Here is a 19535-nt window from a genome sequence, read left to right on the forward strand (position 1 = left end):
GGTACGTCAATGCGATGATCCGTTACTATTTTACAATTTTATTTTGGACAAAAGCGCTGCCGTTTGCGTAACCGGCCCCCAGTCAGCGCGCCGGAGCGCGCCGCAACACATCGCGTCAGTCATCACGGATCGACGGCGCGAAAGGGGAATGAATACATGCGGAATCATATGTTTCGGGATTGCCTGCTCGCGTCCACGATGATCGCGGGCGCCGTCGTCGCGCTGCCGGCAGCGGCCCAGACCGCACCGGCTCCTGCACCGGCAGCCGAGCCGGCTCCCGCACCGCAGAGCACCACCAGCGACGACGGCGCGGCAGCGACGACCCCGGCAGTCTCGAACACGCCGAGCGAGGATCCCGCTGCAGCCGGAACCGCCGCGAGCACCGACATCGTCGTCACCGGATCGCGTATCTCGAACCCCAACCTGACCTCTGCCAGCCCGATCACCGTGGTCAACGCGGCGGACATCAAGCTGCGTGGCGCGACGCGCATCGAGGACGTGCTCAACAGCCTGCCGGCGTCGTTCGCGACGCAGACCTCGTCGGTGTCGAACGGGTCGACCGGTACGGCGACGATCAACCTGCGCAACCTGGGTGAATCGCGCACGCTGGTGCTGATCAACGGCCGCCGCCTGATGCCGGGCAACCCCTCGTCGAGCAGCACCGCGAGTGCGGCCGCCGACGTCAACATGATCCCCGCCTCGCTGATCAAGCGCGTCGACGTGCTGACCGGCGGCGCCGGTTCGGTCTATGGGTCGGACGCGATCGCGGGCGTCGTCAACTTCGTGCTCGACACCGATTACGAAGGCTTCAGCGTCGACGTGTCGGGCGGCATCAACAACCACAACAACCGCAGCGAGCGGTTCCAGGCGCTGTCGGCGGCAAGCGGCTATCCCGCGCCGAGCGGCCAGGCGTTCGACGGCACGCAGTTCGACATCAACTTCAAGGTCGGCGCGGCAACCAGCGACGGCCGCGGCCATGTCGTCGGCTATGGCGGCTATCGCAAGATCGGCGCGATCCTGCAGGGGTCGCGCGACTATAGCTCGTGCGGGCTGAACGCGCCGTCGGGCAATGTCGGCAACGATTATGTCTGCGGCGGATCGGCGACTGCGTTCCCGGCGAACTTCACGCTCGGCGATGCGACCGAGGGCGGGCCGCCGACCGGCTATACGCTGAACGCAGCAGGCCAGCTCGTCGCGGGGCGGACGCTCTACAACGCCAACCCGCTGAACTATTACCAGCGTCCGGACACGCGCTACACCGCGGGCTTCCTCGCCAAGTATGAAGTCAGCGACGCGTTCAAGCCCTATGCCGACTTCATGTTCATGGACGATCGCTCGGTCGCGCAGATCGCGCCGTCAGGTGATTTCAATAACACGACGGTCCTGAACTGCAACAACCCGCTGCTGTCGGCGGCGCAGGTCTCGACCTTCTGCCGTGCGTCCAACCTGGTGACCGACGCCAATGGCGCGGTGGTCAATCTGACCAACCCGGACGGCTCGCAGTATCAGCAGGCGAAAGTCCGCATCGGCCGTCGCAACGTCGAGGGCGGCGGGCGTCAGGCGGATCTTCGCCACACCCAGTATCGCTTCGTCGCGGGCGCGACCGGCGATATCGACAAGGGCATCTCGTACGAGGCCTATGGCCAGTTCGGCAGCACCGTGTTCAGCCAGGTGTATCGCAATGAATTCTCGATCTCGCGCACCACGCGTGCGCTCGACGCGATCACCGACACGCGTCCCGGCTCGGCGACGCTCGGCCAGGCGGTCTGCCGCTCGGTCGTCGACGGCACCGATCCGAACTGCGTCCCGCTCAACATCTTCGGCGCGGCCGGGATCACGCCCGAGGCGCTGAACTATGTCCAGACCCCGGGCTTCCAGTCGGGCGAGAACAAGGAAACCGTCCTCAACGCGAACTTCACCTTCAAGGGCGCCGAATACGGCGTGCAGTCGCCGTTCGCGAGCGAGGGCATCGCGCTGAACGTCGGTGGCGAGTACCGCAAGGAATCGCTGAGCCTCGAAGTCGACAACGCGTTCCTGAGCGGCGATCTGGCCGGCCAGGGCGGCGCGACGTTGCCGATCCGCGGCAGCTACACCGTCAAGGAAGTGTTCGGCGAAATCCAGGTGCCGCTGGTCAGCGACCGCCCGTTCGTCAACGAGCTGACGGTCAATGGCGGCTATCGCTATTCGAGCTACAGCACCGCGGGTTCGGCGCATTCGTACAAGGGTGAGCTGGTCTGGGCGCCGGTCTCCGACGTCCGCTTCCGCGGCGGCTACAACCGTGCGGTCCGCGCGCCGAACACGCAGGAGCTGTTCGCGCAGCAGTCGGTCCAGCTCGACGGTGCGACCGATCCCTGCGCCGGCGCCGCGGTCAATGGCCTGGTCAACGGCAACACCGCCGCGCAGTGCGCGCTGACCGGCGTTCCCGCGAACCGGTTCGGCCTGATCGCCGCCAACCCGTCCGAGCAGTATAACGGCCTGCTCGGCGGCAACCCGAACCTGCGCCCCGAAAAGGCCGACACGTTCACCGCGGGCGTGATCCTGCGGCCGTCGTTCCTGCCGGGCTTCAACCTGTCGGTCGACGGCTTCCGCATCAAGCTGAAGGACCGGATCGGCGTCGTCGGCGCGGACACGATCATCGCGCAGTGCCTCCAGACCGCCGACGACCAGTTCTGCAGTGCGATCAACCGCGATGCCAACGGCACGCTGTGGCAGGGCAATGCGGGCTTCATCGTAGACACCAACGTCAATGCAGGGTCGCTGACCACGCAGGGGATCGAGACCTCGGCGGGCTATACCTATCGCTCGGACAGCATCGGCACGATCGGCCTGTCGTTCAACGGCACCTATGTCGACAAGTTCACGTCGGACAAGGTCGGCACCAAGTTCGATTGCGCGGGCCTGTACGGCGCACAGTGCGGCTATCCGATGTCCAAGTGGCGTCACCAGGCGCGTCTGTCGCTGACCACGCTGGGCGGCATCGGCCTGTCGGGCAACTGGCGCCATCTGTCGGCGACCAAGTTCGAGCGGACCAGCAGCGATGCCGACCTGGCCGGCCCGTTCTTCGCCAATGACGGCCGCGTGAAGGCGCAGGACTATTTCGATCTCGCCGCCACCATCCGGGTCGCGGACAAGGTCACCTACCGCCTCGGCGTCAACAACGTGCTCGACAAGACGCCGCCGATCCTCAGCGCGACAGCCTCGCCGATCGGCTCGTTCGGCAACGGCAACACCTATCCGGGCATCTATGATGCACTCGGCCGGTACCTGTTCGTCGGCCTGACGATCGACATGTAAGCGATCCTTTCGGACGCGATATCGGGGGGCGGCGGATCATGGATCCGCCGCCCCTTTTTTTTGGTTCGGGCGGCCGGTCCGGAGTGACGCTGAAGCCCGGACCAAGGCCTCGCCGAGCGCCTGTCGCGGGTGCGACGTGAAAATGCCTTTGCCTAATTATTATGCGTAGCGATGATCTGCTGTCGGAAAAAGCAACAGATTTTAAGAAAAAGCACCAGTGATTGTGTCTTTTTCGCTACACGAGATTGCCAAAGCATTCGGCCGCCCGGATGCATTCTTTACAGGATGCGACAGCACCTCCATCCCATCGCCATGTCCTTCGGGGTCGTGCTTCGGCGCGATGAAAGGGGCGGAAAATTGCCCGGCGTACCGCGATGCGGGCGACCGGGTTCAAGCGAGGGATCATGATGACCAGCATTTCGTTGACCAAGAAGGCGCTCCTGCTCGCGGCTGCGACGCCGTTCGCGTTCGCCATGGCGGCGCCGGCGTTCGCGCAGCAGGCGACGCCGCCCGAGCAGAACGGTGTCCCGTCGAGCGACGTCGCCGCGCAGAACCAGCCCGCCGCCGGCGACGAGATCGTCGTCACCGGATCGATCATCCGCGGTACCGATACCGGCATTTCGCCCGTCACCACGCTGACCACCGAAAATCTGGATTCGCGCGGCATCAACACGGTGCAGGCCGGCATCCAGGCGCTGTCGTCGAACAACGGCCCGGCGCTGACCAACTCGTTCACCGCCAACGGCGCATTCGCCGCGGGCGCGTCTTCGGTGTCGCTGCGTGGCCTGTCGACCAACTCGACGCTCGTGCTGTTCGACGGCCTGCGCGCCGCCTATTACCCGCTGTCGGATGACGGATCGCGCAACTTCGTCGATCTGAACACCATCCCCGACGACATCGTCGAGCGCATCGACGTGCTGCGCGACGGCGCATCGTCGAGCTACGGTGCCGATGCCATTGCAGGCGTGGTCAACGTGATCACCAAGCGCAAGTTCAACGGCATCAGCGGTCGCGCCGAGGCCGGCATCTCCGAGAACGGCAACAACGCCAACCAGCGGCTGACGCTGACCGCGGGTACCGGCGACCTCGACGAGAAGGGCTACAACGCCTATGTCAGCGGCTTCTATTTCCGCAACGAGGGCGTGTACCAGCGCGACCTGCCGGCGCCCTTCAATTCGGACAACCTGACCGGGATCTGTTCCAACCGCACCGGCACCACGCAGTGCGGCCCGAACAACACGGCGAACGGCCTTGACGCGAACGGCGCCCTCAACGGCTTCGCGATCGGTACGGGCAATTTCTACGTCCGTCCGGCCGACGCCGCGAACACGGTCGCATCGGGCCGGTACCAGCTGCTGAACCCGGCAGCGGGCTGCCTCAACGGCACCCCCTACAACCCGACCGCCGCGCAGCTCGCCACGCCGGCGAACGTGACGACGCCGACCACGGTCTGCCAGGTCGACAACACCAACAAGTACGACATGGTGACGCCGAACATCGAGCGTTTCGGCGGCTCGGCCCGTTTCAGCGCAAAGGTCGGTGCCGACTCCGAGGCATATCTGCTGGTCAATTTCGCCCAGTCGGCGAGCAACTATACCGGTCGTCCGTCGGTCATCCGCGGTAACGCACCGGCCGGCATCCTCTCGCCGCAGTTCTCGACCTCGCAGGCGCAGACTGCCGCGCTGGCCGCGGGCTCGGGCGTCCTGGCATTGCCGGTCTATGTCTGCGCCGCGCGCGTGAACTGCGGTCCGACGAACGGCACGCTGAACCCGAACAACCCGTTCGCGGCCCAGGGCCAGGTCGCTCGCCTCGTCGGCGCGCTGCCCGACACGGTCACGCAGAACGAGACCCGCAGCCGCGTGTACCGTGCCGCATTCGGCCTCAAGGGCACGGTCCTCAACGGCTTCGACTATGACTTCAACGCAACGGCGATGCACACCGACCTGCGGGTGAAGACCAACGGGTATGTCTATATCCAGAACCTGCTCAACGTCATTGCCGACGGCAGCTACAACTTCGTCAACCCGGGCCTCAACACCCAGGCAGTGCGCGATTATCTGACGCCCGAGAACATCACCGACACGACGTCGGATCTCTATCAGGCGCAGCTGACCGTCCAGAAGTCGCTTGCCACGCTGCCCGGCGGCGACCTGCGCGTCGCGGTCGGTGGCTCGATCTTCTACGAAGCGGTCGACGCGCCCAGCGCGAACGACGACTATAACGGCGCGACGCAGCGGTACTTCACGCTGAACGCCTTTGGTACCAAGGGTAACCGCACGGTGAGCTCGGCCTTCGCCGAAATCAACGCACCGGTGCTCGACGTGCTGACGCTCAACGGTTCGGGTCGCTACGATCACTATTCGACCGGGCAGAGCAACTTCTCGCCGAAGGTCGGCGCGATCTTCACGCCGCTCCAGCAGGTCACGGTGCGGGGTACCTATTCGCGCGGCTTCCGTATCCCGAGCTTCGGCGAGGCGAATGCACTGCCGACGACGGGCTATGTGACGCAGCAGATCTCGGCGATCCCCGATGCGTTCCTTTCCCAATATGGCGCAGGCTGCTCGCAGGCGAACCCGACGGCGTGCCCGGCCTATCTGACGTCCTACTCGATCGGACAGACGACGCTGGCATCGCCGGAGCTGAAGCCTGAAAAGTCGCGCAGCTTCACCGGCGGGCTCAAGTTCGACCCGATCCGCAGCGTGTCGCTGACCGTCGACTACTACAACATCAAGAAGACCGGTGCGATCACGACGCCGGACAATTCGGCCGCGATCGCAGCCTATTATGCCGGTGCCGCACCGGTTGCCGGGTTCGAGGTCATCGCCGACGCACCCGACGTCAACAACCCGAACGCGCGTCCGAAGATTGCCTTCGTCCGCTCGCAGCTGATCAATGCCGACACGATCAAGTCGTCGGGCATCGATTTCGGCATCAACGGCGCGTATGACTTCGGCCCGGTCAAGTGGACGTCGAACCTGAATGCGAGCTACATCATCGAGCTCAGCACGACGATCGACGGCGAGAAGCAGCGCTATGAGGGCACGCTCGGCAACTTCAACCTGACCGCAGGGTCGGGGACGTTCGAGTGGAAGGGCAACTGGCTCAACACGTTCGACTTCGGCGACTTCGCGGTCAGCACCACGGTCAACTACACGTCGGGCTATGACCTGTCGGCGACCGATCAGGGCGACGAATACAAGGATTGCGGCCAGGCTGCCGTGTACAATGACTGCCACGTGAAGAGCTACATCACGGTCGATGCGAACGTGAACTTCAAGGTCACTGACAAGTTCAGCTTCTACGTCAATGCGCTGAACCTCTTCGATCGCCTGCCGCCGGTCGATACCGTCACCTATGGCGCGTATCTGTACAATGCGATCCAGGGTGGCGACGGCATCTTCGGTCGTCAGTATCGTGCAGGCGCGAAGTTCAACTTCTAAGCCGATACCCACGCGACATATCGGGGCGGCTCTTTCGGGAGCCGCCCTTTTTTTGTGCCTGCGGTTCGGGGGCTCAGCCGACCGCGAGCACCAGTTTCCCGTCGCCCTCGTCGATATGGACGGTGGCGCCGTCCTTGACCTCGCCGCGCAGGATCATGTCGGCGAGCGGGTCCTGGAGGTAGCGCTGGACCGCGCGTTTGAGGGGACGCGCGCCGTAGACGGGGTCGTAGCCGACGCGGCCGAGCCAGGCGCGGGCGGCTTCGGTGAGGTCGAGCGTGATCTTGCGGTCGGCGAGCAGCTTGTCGACGCGCGACACCTGGATGTCGACGATCGGCGCCATGTGCGCCTGGCCGAGACGGTGAAACAGGATCACCTCGTCCAGGCGGTTGAGGAATTCCGGGCGGAAATGCGACCGGACGATCTCCATCACCTGCGGTTCGACCGACGACACGTCGTCGCCCTCGGCCATGTTGGCGAGATACTGGCTGCCGAGATTGCTCGTCAGGATGATCAGCGTGTTGCTGAAATCGACCGTGCGGCCCTGGCCGTCGGTCAGGCGGCCGTCGTCGAGCACCTGGAGCAGCACGTTGAACACGTCGCCATGCGCCTTCTCGACCTCGTCGAACAGGATCACCTGATAGGGCCGCCGGCGGACCGCCTCGGTCAGCACGCCGCCTTCCTCATAGCCGACATAGCCGGGAGGCGCGCCAATCAGCCGTGCGACCGCGTGCTTTTCCATGAACTCGCTCATGTCGATGCGGACCATCGCCGAGGGATCGTCGAACAGGAATTCGGCGAGCGCCTTGGTCAGCTCGGTCTTGCCGACGCCCGTTGGCCCGAGGAACAGGAAGCTGCCGAGCGGACGGTTCGGATCCTGAAGCCCCGCGCGTGCGCGCCGGACCGCGGTGGAGACGGCCTTGACCGCATGCGCCTGGCCGATGACGCGCTTGCCGATCGTCGCCTCCATCGCGAGCAATTTGTCGCGCTCGCCCTGGAGCATCCGTTCGACCGGGATGCCGGTCCAGCGGCTGACGACGCCGGCAATGTCGTCGGCATTGACCTCCTCGCGCAGCATCGCGCCCTTGGTCGCGCCGGCGGCCTCGTCGAGCTGGCGCTGCAGGCCGGGGATCGTGCCGTAGGACAGCTCGCCCGCGCGCGCGAGATCGCCCGAGCGCTGCGCCTGGTCGAGTTCCAATCGCGCGGCGTCGAGCTGTTCCTTCAGCCGCGCCTCGGCGTTGATCTTGTCCTTCTCGCCCTTCCAGCGCGTCGTCAGCTCGGCGGACTGTTCCTCGAGATTGACGAGATCGCCCTCGAGCGTGTCGAGCCGGTCGATCGACGCCTCGTCGGTCTCGCGCTTCAACGCCTCGCGCTCGATCTTGAGCTGGATGATGCGGCGGTCGAGGTTCTCGATCTCCTCGGGCTTCGACTCGACCTCCATGCGGATCCGCGACGCGGCCTCGTCCATCAGGTCGATCGCCTTGTCGGGGAGGAAGCGGTCGGTGATGTAGCGGTTCGACAGCGTCGAGGCGGCGACGATCGCGCCGTCGGTGATGCGGACGCCGTGGTGGAGCTCGTATTTCTCCTTCAGGCCACGCAGGATCGAGATCGTGTCCTCGACGGTGGGTTCGCCGACCATGACGGGCTGGAACCGGCGCTGGAGCGCGGGGTCCTTCTCGACGTACTTGCGATATTCGTCGAGCGTGGTCGCGCCGACGCAGTGGAGCTCGCCGCGGGCGAGGGCTGGCTTGAGGAGGTTGCCTGCGTCCATCGCGCCTTCGGATTTGCCCGCGCCGATCAGCTGGTGCATCTCGTCGATGAACAGGATGACGTCGCCCTCGGCGGCCTTCACCTCGTCGAGCACACCCTTCAGCCGCTCCTCGAACTCGCCGCGATATTTCGCGCCCGCGATGAGCGAGCCCATGTCGAGCGACATGAGCCGGCGATCCTTCAGCGTATCGGGGACGTCGCCATTGGCGATGCGCAGCGCCAAACCTTCCGCGATAGCCGTTTTTCCGACGCCGGGTTCGCCGATCAGCGCGGGGTTGTTCTTGGTACGGCGGGCGAGGATCTGGATCGTGCGGCGGATCTCCTCGTCGCGGCCGATGACGGGGTCGAGCTTGCCGTCGCGCGCCGCCTGGGTCAGGTCGCGCGCGAACTTCTTGAGCGCGTCATAGCGGTCCTCGGCGCCCGCGGTGTCCGCGGTGCGGCCCTGGCGGACGCTGTTGATCGCGGTGTTGAGCCCCTCGGGGGTGACGCCGCCGGTCTTGAGCGCCTTGCCCGCGGCGGTGTTGAGCGAGAGCGCGAGCGCGACGAGCAGGCGTTCGACGGTGACGAAGCTGTCGCCCGCCTTGGTCGCGATCTGTTCGGCCTGGTCAAGCACGCGGACTGCGTCATTGTCGATGCCCGGCGTGGTCTGCGCGCCCGAGCCCGAGACGGCGGGGATCTTCGCGAGCGCAAGATCGGTTTCGGCGGTCGCGCGCTTCGCGTCGCCGCCCGCGGCCGCGATCAGCCCCGCGGCCATGCCCTGTTCGTCCTCGAGCAGCGCCTTCAGAAGATGCTCGGGCGCGATCCGCTGATGGTTCATGCGGATCGCGACGGTCTGCGCGGACTGGAGGAAGCCTTTCGCGCGGTCGGTGAATTTGTCGATGTTCATGGGCGTATCCCTGTGGTCTTTGGCCAGAGATGGTGTTGTATTTAGGCAACACAAGAGGGCGGCGTTGCATCATGCTAGGGACAAGCGCGGCAGGCCGGAATAGCGTTTATTGTCGGTGTCGAAGCAGCGTCGTCATCGCTATAAGCCCGCGCCCATGCTATATGGGTGGGGTGTCAACAGCCATTCCCCATATCTACGCCATCGGCATCGAGCCGGCCGACATCGACTTCATGGGTCACGTCAACAACGCGAACTATCTGAAGTGGGTACAGGCCGCGGTGATCGATCACTGGCAGCGTCTCGCCCCGGCCGAGGCGGTGGCGGGGCATTTGTGGGTCGCGCTGAAACACGAGATTACCTACCGCAAACCGGCGTTTCTCGACGACGACGTGATCGCGACGGTGCTGCTCGAAAAGGTGCAGGGCGCGCGGGCGTTCTACGAGACGATCATCAAGCGCGGCGAGGATGTGCTCGCCGAGGTGAAGTCGAGCTGGTGTTGCCTGGATGCGGAGACGCTGCGGCCTTCGCGACTGGCGAGTCATGTGGTGGAGCGGTTCTTTCCGAAGGATTGAGGGGCCTAGACCCGCCGTCATTCCCGCGGAGGCGGGAAGCCAGACTGGCTGGCCTTTGTGGGTATCGCCGTGGTTTGCCGGTCTGGATCCCCGCCTTCGCGGGGATGACGGGTTTTAGGGCTGAGTGCGGTCGTCGGTCTGGGGTCGCTCGATTGTGGTGAGCGGTCAGCCATATACACCACCTCCCCGGCGGAGGCCGGGGTCCAGGTGGGAAGGCCCTCGTGACTCCGCGTCGCCTCACGTTATTTCCGGCCCCCAACTGGGCCCCGGCCTTCGCCGGGGAGGTGGTCTAGCCGCTCACACCACCTCATACGGGACCGCGCCGCGGCGGTTGGGGTCGACGCGGATCTCGCTGGCGGCGGGGGGGAACGCGCGCTGGTCGCAGTCGGGGCGCAGGCAGATGCGGCAGGATGCGCCGATCGGGGTGGCGATACCGCCGGTGCCGAGCGCGTCGGCGTAGATGAATTCGGACGCGTTCGCCTCCTCGCAGCCGAGCGCCACCGCATAGCGGCGCGCAGGGCGGGTATAGGTTTCGGACGGTTTCACCAGCCCCTTGGCCATCGAGACGTAGCGGATGCCGTCGCTGGTCTCGAGCAGCTGCGTGAGGATGCGGTCGGGAATCGCGACCGCCTCGTGGACGATCCACAAGGGGCAGGCGCCGCCGAAGCGCGCGAACTGGAGACGGGTGGCGGAGTGGCGCTTGGTGATGTTGCCCGCCATGTCGACGCGGCAGAAGAAGAACGGGATGCCGAGCGCGCCGGGGCGCTGGAGCGTCGAGAGCCGGTGGCAGGTCTGTTCGAAGCTGGTGCCGAAGATCCGCCGCAGCCGGTCGATGTCGTGGCGGACGCTGCGCGCCTCGCTACGGAACCGGGTATAGGGCATGACGATCGCGCCCGCGGCGTAATTGGTGAGGCCCGCGGTCAGCAGCGCGCGCGCGGTCTCCGACGCCATGTCGGAGGCGGCGACGATGTCGGCGATCAGATCGGCGAATTCGCCGCGCGCGACCTGATGCGCGAGCGAGAAGAGCGTGGTCTCGCCGGGCTGCGATCCGTCGAGCCGCAAGGTCGCGCCGTCATAGTCGCGTAACGGTGCGGCGAGCGCGCCCGAGATCGTCACCGAGACGCCGCGCGCCGCGAGCCGCGCCTCGAGTGCTGCGATCCGGTCGCTGCCGAGCGTCTCGCCGATTTCCTCCGCGCGGCGATCGAGCATGTCGACATAATTGCCCGCGGCGTGAAACCAGTCGCGGACATCCTCCCAGGGGAGCAGCCCGGGCGCGCCTGACCCCGCCACGAGCCGGTCGTCGAGCGCGCGCAACTGTTCCTGCGCGCGGCGATAGGCGTCGTGCATCGCGACGAGCCGCTGGGCGAGCAGCGGCTGGTGCTTCACCGCGCGGCGGATCGCGCTCTCGTCGAGCGTGGGGGCGGCGACGCTGGTGTCGGTGACGGCCTCGAGCGTCGCGACGAGCAGCGCGGTATCGTCGGCGGCGTCGATGCTGCCCCAGTCGGCGGGGAATTCGCGCGCCAAGGTGACGAGCACGGCTTCGCTGACCGGGCGGTCGCCATTCTCGATCTGCGAGAGATAGCTGACCGAGATGCCGATCCGGACCGCCATCGCCGCCTGGCTGATCCCGAGCGTGCCGCGAAGGTCGCGCAGCCGGTGTCCGACGAAGAGGCGGCGTGGGGGATTGGTCATGCTGCGGGTGTAGTTTGCAAACATGGGTGGCACAAGTTTGCAACATTGCATTTGCGCATTGCGTCCCGCTCTGTGAAAGCCCCCAGCAGGACGGAGAGACGATGTCATCGACGATCGAAGAGCTTGAACGACGCCGCGAAGCCGCAAGAGTGGGCGGGGGTATCAAGCGGATCGGAGCGCAGCACGCCAAGGGAAAGCTGACCGCAAGGGAGCGCCTTGACGTGCTGCTGGACGAGGGATCGTTCGAGGAGCTCGACATGTATGTCGAGCATAACTGCGTCGATTTCGGCATGCAGGACCAGGTGATCCCCGGCGACGGCGTGGTCACCGGATCGGGCACGATCAACGGCCGCCTCGTCTTCGTGTTCAGCCAGGATTTCACGGTATTCGGCGGGTCGCTCAGCGAACGCCACGCGCAGAAGATCTGCAAGGTGATGGACAGCGCGATGAAGGTCGGCGCGCCGATCATCGGGCTGAACGACAGCGGCGGCGCGCGCATCCAGGAGGGCGTCGCGAGCCTTGGCGGCTATGCCGAGGTGTTCCAGCGCAACGTGCTGGCGAGCGGCGTCGTGCCGCAGCTGTCGCTGATCATGGGCCCGTGTGCGGGCGGCGCGGTGTACAGCCCGGCGATGACCGACTTCATCTTCATGGTGAAGGATTCGAGCTACATGTTCGTGACCGGGCCCGACGTGGTCAAGACGGTGACGAACGAGGTGGTCACGCAGGAGGCGCTGGGCGGCGCGGTGACGCACACGACCAAGACGTCGGTCGCGGACAATGCGTTCGAGAACGACATCGAGGCGCTGCTCGCGGCGCGCGACTTCTTCGATTTCCTGCCCGAATCGAACCGTGCGGGCGTGCCCGAGCGGCCGACTGCGGACGAGTGGGACCGGGTCGAGGAGAGCCTCGACACGCTGATCCCGGCGTCGGCGAACCAGCCCTATGACATGCACGAGCTGATCCGGAAGGTCGTCGACGAGGGCGATTTCTTCGAGACGCAGCCGGCGCATGCGGCCAACATCATCACCGGCTTCGGGCGGATCGAGGGGCGGACCGTCGGTTTCGTCGCGAACCAGCCGATGGTGCTCGCGGGCGTGCTCGACATCAACAGCTCGAAGAAGGCGGCGCGGTTCGTGCGCTTCTGCGATGCGTTCGAGATTCCGATCGTGACGTTCGTCGACGTCCCCGGCTTCCTGCCCGGCACCGCGCAGGAGCATAACGGGATCATCAAGCACGGCGCGAAACTGCTGTTCGCATATGGCGAGGCGACCGTGCCGAAGATCACCGTGATCACGCGCAAGGCGTATGGCGGCGCGTATGACGTGATGGCGTCGAAGCATCTGCGCGGCGACCTCAACTATGCATGGCCGACCGCGGAGATCGCGGTGATGGGCGCGAAGGGCGCGGTCGAGATCATCTTCCGCGGCAAGACGCCCGAGGAGATCGCCGCGCGCACCGCAGAGTACGAGGCGCGCTTCGCCAACCCGTTCGTCGCGGCGAGCAAGGGCTTCATCGACGAGGTGATCCAGCCGCATTCGACACGGCGGCGGATCGCGCTGGGGCTGCGCAAGCTGCGCGGCAAGAGCATCGAGAATCCGTGGAAGAAGCATGACAACATCCCGCTCTGAGGGGGCGGCTTGTTGGGTCATGCCAAGCACATTATCATGTCATGCGAAGGAGTCGTGACATGCAGACCGAACGCGTGACGTTTCTGACCACCCCCGATCACAAGGCGGCGCTCGACGCGTTTGCGGCGAGCAACGGCATGTCCGTGGGGCATGTCGTTCGCGAGGCGACCTCGCGCTATGTCGTCGAGGGCGACATGACCGAGGACGACCGCTTCAAGCTGTTGATCCACGAACTCGACGAGGCGCTTCCGGCAATGCACGCCGCGCTCGATGCGGCGATCGAGGGGCAGCAGCGTCTGCGCGCCGATATCGACGCCAGGCTGCGTGACGCCGGCCTGCTCGACGCGGAGCGTGTCGCATGAGCATGATTGGCGACGCGATGCGCACGATCGAGTCCGTCATCCTGCTCCGCAGCAAGGTCGAGCGATTGAACGAGGAACTTGCCGCGACCAACGGGCAGGTGCGACGTGTGGTCGACTCGGTCATCCAGATCAACGGACGCCTGATCCGTCTGGAAACGTTCGAGGAAATGCGGTCCGGGATACGGCCGACCCCGAGGATCGAGCAATGATCGCGCTTCTGCTTCTTCAAGCCGCGGCTGCAACAAGCACAGCAACGCCCGCGTGGAAGCTCGCCGACCGGACCAATGCGGCGGGGGTGCGGAGCATCTCCACCTCGGTCACGGGCAATGACGGGCTGTCGCGGTTCGTCGTGAAGTGCGACGTCGGCACCGAGTCGATCGTGTCGATCCAGTTCATCCAGCCGCAGTCGCTGGGGCAGGGCGCGGACAAGCCGGTCGCGGTGCGCTTCGATGGCGGGCCGGCCTTCACCTATAACTGGCAGTTTCCGGGGACGGGGACCTACATCACCGATCCCGTGGCGATCACCCGGCTGACGACGTTCCTGGTGAAATCGAAGACGCTGCGGGTCGAGGCGACCAACGGCGCGGGCTTTGCGGTGCAGGCCAATTTCGCCGCGCCGGCGAGCGATGGGATGGTGCGGCAGGTGCTGGGGGTGTGCGGCTATACGCTGGGCGTCGTGCCGCCGCCGCCGCCTGCGCCGCCCGCGGCGGAGGATGCGCAATGAGTCTGGGCCGCCTCAACCATGTCGGGGTCGCGACGCCGTCGATCGCGAAGTCAGTCGAGACGTATCGGTTGCTGCTCGGCGCGACGGTGATCGGGGAGCCGTTCGACCTGCCTGCGCAGGGCGTGAAGGTGTGCTTCATCGATGCGCCCAACACGCAGATCGAGCTGATCGAACCTTATGACGACAGCTCGCCGATCGCGGGGTTTTTGCGCAAGAACCCGGCGGGGGGGCAGCATCATGTGTGTTTCGAAGTGCCCGATATCGCGGCCGCGGTCGCGGAGCTGAAGGCGAAGGGGGCGACGGTGCTCGGCGAACCGCGGATCGGTGCGCATGGCACGCCGATCGTGTTCGTCCACCCGAAGGACTTTGGCGGCATGCTCGTGGAGTTGATGGAGACGCCGGGGGAGGATCATTGACCCCGCATCCTTTGTCCGTTGGTGCTGGGCGTGGTCGGAGTGCGTGGGACTCAGGCCCTTCGACTTCGCTCAGGGCGAACGGCGGGGGTGGGGCGTGCCCTTCGACTTCGCTCAGGGCGAACGGACGGGGTGGGGCTTGCCCTTCGGCTTCGCTCGGGGCGAACGGAAGGGGCGTGGCTAGCCGACTGGGGCGTAATCGATGGGGGAGACTGGCATGACCGCCTATGAGCATATCCTGAGCGAGCGGCGCGGTGACGTGCTGGTGCTGACGCTCAACCGGCCCGACCGGCTGAATGCGGCGCCGCCGGCGATGTTCGAGGAGATCGCCGCCGCGGTCGCCTCGCTCGACGGTGCGCGGGCGGTGCTGATCGCGGGTGCGGGGCGGGCGTTCTGTTCGGGCGCGGATGTCGGTGGCGGGGCGCTGGGGTCGGACGATCCGGGTGCGGCGACCTATCAGGCGCTGACGGGGAGCTATAATCCGGCGATGGCGGCGATCGCCGATCTGGGCGTGCCGGTGGTGAGCGCGGTGCGCGGGCCGGCGGCGGGGATCGGGTGCAGCCTCGCGCTCGCCGCGGATTTCTGCGTCGCGAGCGAAAGCGCGTATTTCCTCCAGGCGTTCGTCAATATCGGGCTGGTGCCCGATGGCGGCGCGTCGTGGATGCTGCCGCGGCTGATCGGCCGTGCGCGGGCGACCGAGATGATGATGCTCGGCGAGCGGGTGCCCGCGGCGAAGGCGCTCGACTGGGGGATGGTGCACAAGGTCGTCGCGGACGACGCGCTCGACGCGGAGGCGTTCGCGCTGGCGGAGCGGCTGGCGGCGATGCCGACGGTGGCATTGGGGCTGATGCGGCGCGCGATTACGGCTGCGTATGCGAGCGATTATGCGGGCGCGATGGAGGCCGAGGCGGTCAACCAGCGGGCCGCGCGCGGGTCTGCGGATTCGATGGAAGGCGGGATCGCGTTCCTGACGAAGCGCAAGCCGGTGTTCACGGGGAAGTGACCACGCGCGCTTCTCGTTCCCCGGCGGAGGCCGGGGCCCAGGCTCGATGCGCAGCATCGAACGCGCTGCCGCGCGCGATTTATTTTAGGGCTGGGCCCCGGCCTTCGCCGGGGAACTAGAGTATGACTGACAAACCAAATCCGACGCTTGTCGAGTGGGAGGCCGCTGCCGCGAAAGAGGTGAAGGGCGCCGACCTGACCTGGGCGACCCCGGAGGGGATCGACGTCAAGCCGCTCTATACCGCGGCGGACGTGACCGCCGACCCCGGCCTCCCCGGGTTCGCGCCGTTCACGCGCGGGGTGCGGGCGTCGATGTATGCGGGGCGGCCGTGGACGATCCGGCAATATGCGGGGTTCTCGACCGCGGAGGCGTCGAACGCGTTCTACAGGCGGAATCTTGCCGCGGGGCAGAAGGGGCTCTCGGTCGCGTTCGATCTGGCGACGCACCGCGGCTATGACAGCGACCATCCACGCGTGACGGGCGATGTCGGCAAGGCCGGCGTCGCGATCGACAGCGTCGAGGACATGAAGATCCTGTTCGACGGCATTCCGCTCGACAAGATGTCGGTCAGCATGACGATGAACGGCGCGGTGATCCCGATTCTCGCCTTCTTCATCGTCGCGGGCGAGGAGCAGGGCGTGCCGCGGCACCTGCTCGACGGGACCATCCAGAACGACATCCTCAAGGAGTTCATGGTCCGCAACACGTACATCTACCCGCCCGAGCCGAGCATGCGGATCATCTCGGACATCTTCGGCTACACGTCGCGCGAGATGCCCAAGTTCAACAGCATCTCGATCAGCGGCTATCACATGCAGGAGGCGGGGGCGACGCAGCTCCACGAGCTCGCCTTCACGATCGCCGACGGCATGGAATACGTCAAATACGGCGTCGCGAGCGGGCTCGACATCGACAAGTTCGCCGGGCGGCTGTCGTTCTTTTTCGCGATCGGCATGAACTTCTTCATGGAGATCGCCAAGCTGCGCGCCGCGCGCGTGCTGTGGCACCGCGCGATGACCGAGCTGGGCGCGCAGGACGAGCGGTCGAAGATGCTGCGCACGCATTGCCAGACGTCGGGCGTGTCGCTGACCGAGCAGGACCCGTACAACAACGTCATGCGCACGACGATCGAGGCGATGGCGGCGATGCTGGGGGGGACGCAGTCGCTCCACACCAACGCGCTCGACGAGGCGATCGCGCTGCCGACCGACTTTTCCGCGCGGATCGCGCGCAACACGCAGATCGTGCTGCAGGAAGAGACGGGGATGACCAAAGTCGTCGATCCGCTGGGCGGCAGTTACTATGTCGAAAGCCTGACGCAGAGCCTGGTCGACGGCGCGTGGACGCTGATCGAGCGGATCCAGGCCGAGGGCGGGATGGCCAAGGCCGTCGCGGCGGGCTGGCCCAAGGCGATGATCGAGGAAGCCGCGGCGGGACGCCAGGCGCGCGTCGATCGCGGCGAGGACGTGATCGTCGGGGTGAACAAGTACAGACTCGCCGAACAGGACGCGATCGAGATCCTCGACGTCGACAATGTCGCGGTGCGCGCCGGCCAGGTCGAGCGGATTGCGCGCGTCAAGGCGACGCGCGACGAGGATGCGTGCCGGGCGGCACTCGATGCGCTCCGCGAGGGCGCGAAGGGGTCGGAGAACCTGCTCGCGCTGGCGGTCGAGTGCGCGCGGGCGCGGGCGACGCTGGGCGAGATCTCGTCGGCGATGGAGGATGTGTTCGGGCGCTATGGCACGCAGCCGACGCCGGTGTCGGGCGTCTATGGCGGCGCGTATGAGGACGATGCGCGCTGGACGCGACTGACCGACGGGGTCGAAGCGACCGAGCGGCGGCTGGGACGCAAGCCCCGCATGCTGGTCGCCAAGATGGGGCAGGACGGGCATGACCGCGGCGCCAACCTCGTCTCGTCGATGTTCGGCGATCTGGGGTTCGAGATCGTGCCGGGGGCGCTGTTCCAGACCCCGGCGGAGGTCGCCGCGCTGGCGCTGGCCAAGGACGTCGACGTGGTCGGCGCGTCGAGCCTGGCGGCGGGGCACAAGACGCTGATCCCCGAGCTGATCGGCCACCTGCGCGAGGCGGGACGCGCGGATATCAAGGTGATCGCGGGTGGCGTTATTCCCGCACAGGACTATCAGGCGCTGCGTGATGCCGGGGTCCAGGCGATCTTCGGACCCGGCACCAACCTGATCCAGGCCGCCGAGGACGTGTTGAAGCTCCTCGGCCATAATATGGGCCCGCAAGAGGAAGCCGCAGAATAATGCTGAACAGTCTCGAAGATACTTCCCCGGCGAAGGCCGGGGCCCAGTTGGGCGCCGGTCGTGACGACGTACAGTCCTCCGTTACGTCGACCTCTCCAACTGGACCCCGGCCTTCGCCGGGGAACGGCACAAGGACCGACTGGACGCGCGCGGAGATCGCGGCGTTGTTCGACCTGCCGTTCGACGAACTCATGTACCGGGCGCAGACCGTGCACCGGGCGCATCATGCGGTGAGCGAGGTGCAGCTGTGCACATTGCTGTCGATCAAGACCGGCGGGTGCCCCGAGGATTGCGGCTATTGTTCGCAGTCGGCGAGCGCGGACACGCAGCTGAAGGCGGAAAAGCTGATGGACGTCGATGCCGTGCTCGCCGACGCCGCGCACGCCAAGGCGGCGGGATCGCAGCGGTTCTGCATGGGCGCGGCGTGGCGCAACCCGAAGCCGCGGGACATGCCGAAGGTCGTCGCGATGGTCGAGGGCGTGCGCGCGATGGGGCTCGAGACGTGCATGACGCTCGGGATGCTCGACGCGGACCAGGCGCGGCAGCTCGCCGATGCGGGGCTCGATTACTACAACCACAATATCGACACCTCGCCGGAGAATTACGGCAACGTGATCACCACGCGGACCTTCGAGGACCGGCTGGAGACGCTGGCCAATGTGCGCGATGCGGGCATCTCGGTGTGCTGCGGCGGGATCGTCGGGATGGGTGAGACGCGCGGCGACCGCGTCGGCTTCGTCCACGCGCTCGCCACGCTGCCGCGGCATCCCGAGAGCGTGCCGGTCAATGCGCTGGTGCCGGTCAAGGGGACGGTGCTCGGCAACATGCTCGCCGACACGCCGCTCGCCAAGATCGACGATATCGAGTTCGTGCGGACCGTCGCGGTCGCGCGGATCACGATGCCGCTGAGCATGGTGCGGCTGTCGGCGGGACGCGAGAGCATGTCCGAGGCGACCCAGGCGCTGTGTTTCATGGCGGGGGCGAATTCGATCTTCACCGGCGACACGCTGCTGACGACGGGCAATGCGGGCGACAGCGCGGATGCGGCGTTGCTGGCGAAGCTGGGGATGACGCCGATGACGGGTGCCGAACCGATGCGCGAGGCCAAGACATGCTGCTGATCGCACTCCTGGTCGCCGCCGCGCCGATGCAGTCGCAGGCGCAGATGACCCGGTCCGCGGGCAGCAGCTATGCGCAGGCGGACGCGGCGATGACCGCGCAGTGGAAGCGGACCTACGCCTATATGAAGCGGCGCGATGCGCAGGACACGTCGCGTGGCGGTGGCTTCGGGTTTGCGGGATCGCTGCTCGAAAGCCAGCGCGCGTGGCTGAAATTCCGCGACACGCAATGCGTGATCGAGGGCGGGCAATATGCCGGCGGATCGGCGCAGGGGATGACGATCGCCGGCTGTCGCACCGGCCTGACCAAGGCACGGACCGCGCAGCTCAAATCGATGATGTGGTACCAGTAAATACACGTCCGCACCC

14 protein-coding genes are annotated in these 19535 nt (G+C 66.4%); 12 read left to right on the plus strand and 2 right to left on the minus strand.

The annotated features are described in order from the left end of the window. Window positions 1–156: 156 nt before the first annotated feature. Together IFT87_RS07325 and IFT87_RS07330 are read left to right on the plus strand one after the other, a co-directional pair. Window positions 157–3294, plus strand: coding sequence for a TonB-dependent receptor domain-containing protein (locus IFT87_RS07325; protein ID WP_037530793.1), 3138 nt, complete (start codon window positions 157–159; stop codon window positions 3292–3294). 404 nt (window positions 3295–3698) lie between these two features. Beyond that, window positions 3699–6734 carry a TonB-dependent receptor domain-containing protein gene (locus IFT87_RS07330; protein WP_192007968.1) on the plus strand — a complete coding sequence of 1012 codons (3036 nt, stop codon included), beginning with the start codon at window positions 3699–3701 and terminating at the stop codon, window positions 6732–6734. A gap of 73 nt (window positions 6735–6807) precedes the next feature. Here the strand turns inward: IFT87_RS07330 and clpB are convergent, their stop codons facing one another. Further along, entirely contained in the window at window positions 6808–9387 is a 2580-nt protein-coding gene (gene clpB / locus IFT87_RS07335; RefSeq protein WP_107930690.1) for an ATP-dependent chaperone ClpB, read from the minus strand. 170 nt (window positions 9388–9557) lie between these two features. Here clpB and IFT87_RS07340 point away from each other — a divergent pair, with 170 nt between their 5' ends. Further along, window positions 9558–9959 carry an acyl-CoA thioesterase gene (locus IFT87_RS07340; RefSeq protein ID WP_107931458.1) on the plus strand — a complete coding sequence of 134 codons (402 nt, stop codon included), beginning with the start codon at window positions 9558–9560 and terminating at the stop codon, window positions 9957–9959. A 297-nt stretch (window positions 9960–10256) separates the two neighbouring features. Here IFT87_RS07340 and IFT87_RS07345 read toward each other — a convergent pair whose 3' ends face one another. After that, complete coding sequence (locus tag IFT87_RS07345) at window positions 10257–11651, minus strand: helix-turn-helix domain-containing protein (RefSeq protein WP_037530790.1); 1395 nt, start codon at window positions 11649–11651, stop codon at window positions 10257–10259. Window positions 11652–11752: 101 nt separating this feature from the next. On the opposite strand from IFT87_RS07345, the gene IFT87_RS07350 reads away from it, so the two are divergent. The 9 genes from IFT87_RS07350 to IFT87_RS07390 all read left to right on the plus strand — a co-directional run bounded on the left by IFT87_RS07350 (window position 11753) and on the right by IFT87_RS07390 (window position 19519). Beyond that, entirely contained in the window at window positions 11753–13279 is a 1527-nt protein-coding gene (locus tag IFT87_RS07350; protein WP_031441840.1) for an acyl-CoA carboxylase subunit beta, read from the plus strand. Window positions 13280–13338: 59 nt separating this feature from the next. After that, complete coding sequence (locus tag IFT87_RS07355) at window positions 13339–13641, plus strand: hypothetical protein (protein ID WP_056673713.1); 303 nt, start codon at window positions 13339–13341, stop codon at window positions 13639–13641. Beyond that, complete coding sequence (locus IFT87_RS07360; protein WP_037530777.1) at window positions 13638–13850, plus strand: hypothetical protein; 213 nt, start codon at window positions 13638–13640, stop codon at window positions 13848–13850. The genes IFT87_RS07355 and IFT87_RS07360 overlap by 4 nt, the downstream gene beginning before the upstream one ends. After that, the gene (locus tag IFT87_RS07365; protein ID WP_037530776.1) at window positions 13847–14365 is read left to right on the plus strand and encodes a hypothetical protein; all 519 of its coding nucleotides are present in this window, start codon (window positions 13847–13849) and stop codon (window positions 14363–14365) included. The genes IFT87_RS07360 and IFT87_RS07365 overlap by 4 nt, the downstream gene beginning before the upstream one ends. Beyond that, on the plus strand, window positions 14362–14781 hold the full coding sequence (gene mce, locus IFT87_RS07370) for a methylmalonyl-CoA epimerase (RefSeq protein WP_192007969.1): 420 nt from the start codon (window positions 14362–14364) through the stop codon (window positions 14779–14781). The genes IFT87_RS07365 and mce overlap by 4 nt, the downstream gene beginning before the upstream one ends. A gap of 214 nt (window positions 14782–14995) precedes the next feature. Then, window positions 14996–15781, plus strand: a complete 786-nt coding sequence (locus IFT87_RS07375) for an enoyl-CoA hydratase-related protein (RefSeq protein WP_192007971.1) — start codon at window positions 14996–14998, stop codon at window positions 15779–15781. A 122-nt stretch (window positions 15782–15903) separates the two neighbouring features. Continuing rightward, complete coding sequence (gene scpA, locus IFT87_RS07380) at window positions 15904–18048, plus strand: methylmalonyl-CoA mutase (protein WP_192007972.1); 2145 nt, start codon at window positions 15904–15906, stop codon at window positions 18046–18048. After that, the gene (bioB, locus tag IFT87_RS07385) at window positions 18048–19169 is read left to right on the plus strand and encodes a biotin synthase BioB (protein ID WP_192007974.1); all 1122 of its coding nucleotides are present in this window, start codon (window positions 18048–18050) and stop codon (window positions 19167–19169) included. Before scpA ends, bioB begins: the two co-directional genes overlap by 1 nt. Further along, window positions 19160–19519 carry a lysozyme inhibitor LprI family protein gene (locus IFT87_RS07390; RefSeq protein ID WP_037530771.1) on the plus strand — a complete coding sequence of 120 codons (360 nt, stop codon included), beginning with the start codon at window positions 19160–19162 and terminating at the stop codon, window positions 19517–19519. The genes bioB and IFT87_RS07390 overlap by 10 nt, the downstream gene beginning before the upstream one ends. Window positions 19520–19535 lie beyond the last annotated feature (16 nt).

It is taken from the genome of Sphingomonas sp. CFBP 8765, assembly GCF_014841445.1.
GTDB classification, from domain to species: Bacteria; Pseudomonadota; Alphaproteobacteria; order Sphingomonadales; family Sphingomonadaceae; genus Sphingomonas; species Sphingomonas aerolata.

Excerpts from the sequence above, each read along its gene's own strand:
- IFT87_RS07325 (WP_037530793.1), top strand. The coding sequence starts at position 157 with ATGCGGAATCATATGTTTCGGGATTGCCTGCTCGCGTCCACGATGATC.
- IFT87_RS07330 (WP_192007968.1), top strand. The coding sequence starts at position 3,699 with ATGATGACCAGCATTTCGTTGACCAAGAAGGCGCTCCTGCTCGCGGCT.
- clpB (WP_107930690.1), bottom strand. The coding sequence starts at position 9,387 with ATGAACATCGACAAATTCACCGACCGCGCGAAAGGCTTCCTCCAGTCC.
- IFT87_RS07345 (WP_037530790.1), bottom strand. The coding sequence starts at position 11,651 with ATGACCAATCCCCCACGCCGCCTCTTCGTCGGACACCGGCTGCGCGAC.
- IFT87_RS07350 (WP_031441840.1), top strand. The coding sequence starts at position 11,753 with ATGTCATCGACGATCGAAGAGCTTGAACGACGCCGCGAAGCCGCAAGA.
- IFT87_RS07355 (WP_056673713.1), top strand. The coding sequence starts at position 13,339 with ATGCAGACCGAACGCGTGACGTTTCTGACCACCCCCGATCACAAGGCG.
- IFT87_RS07360 (WP_037530777.1), top strand. The coding sequence starts at position 13,638 with ATGAGCATGATTGGCGACGCGATGCGCACGATCGAGTCCGTCATCCTG.
- IFT87_RS07365 (WP_037530776.1), top strand. The coding sequence starts at position 13,847 with ATGATCGCGCTTCTGCTTCTTCAAGCCGCGGCTGCAACAAGCACAGCA.
- mce (WP_192007969.1), top strand. The coding sequence starts at position 14,362 with ATGAGTCTGGGCCGCCTCAACCATGTCGGGGTCGCGACGCCGTCGATC.
- IFT87_RS07375 (WP_192007971.1), top strand. The coding sequence starts at position 14,996 with ATGACCGCCTATGAGCATATCCTGAGCGAGCGGCGCGGTGACGTGCTG.
- scpA (WP_192007972.1), top strand. The coding sequence starts at position 15,904 with ATGACTGACAAACCAAATCCGACGCTTGTCGAGTGGGAGGCCGCTGCC.
- bioB (WP_192007974.1), top strand. The coding sequence starts at position 18,048 with ATGCTGAACAGTCTCGAAGATACTTCCCCGGCGAAGGCCGGGGCCCAG.
- IFT87_RS07390 (WP_037530771.1), top strand. The coding sequence starts at position 19,160 with ATGCTGCTGATCGCACTCCTGGTCGCCGCCGCGCCGATGCAGTCGCAG.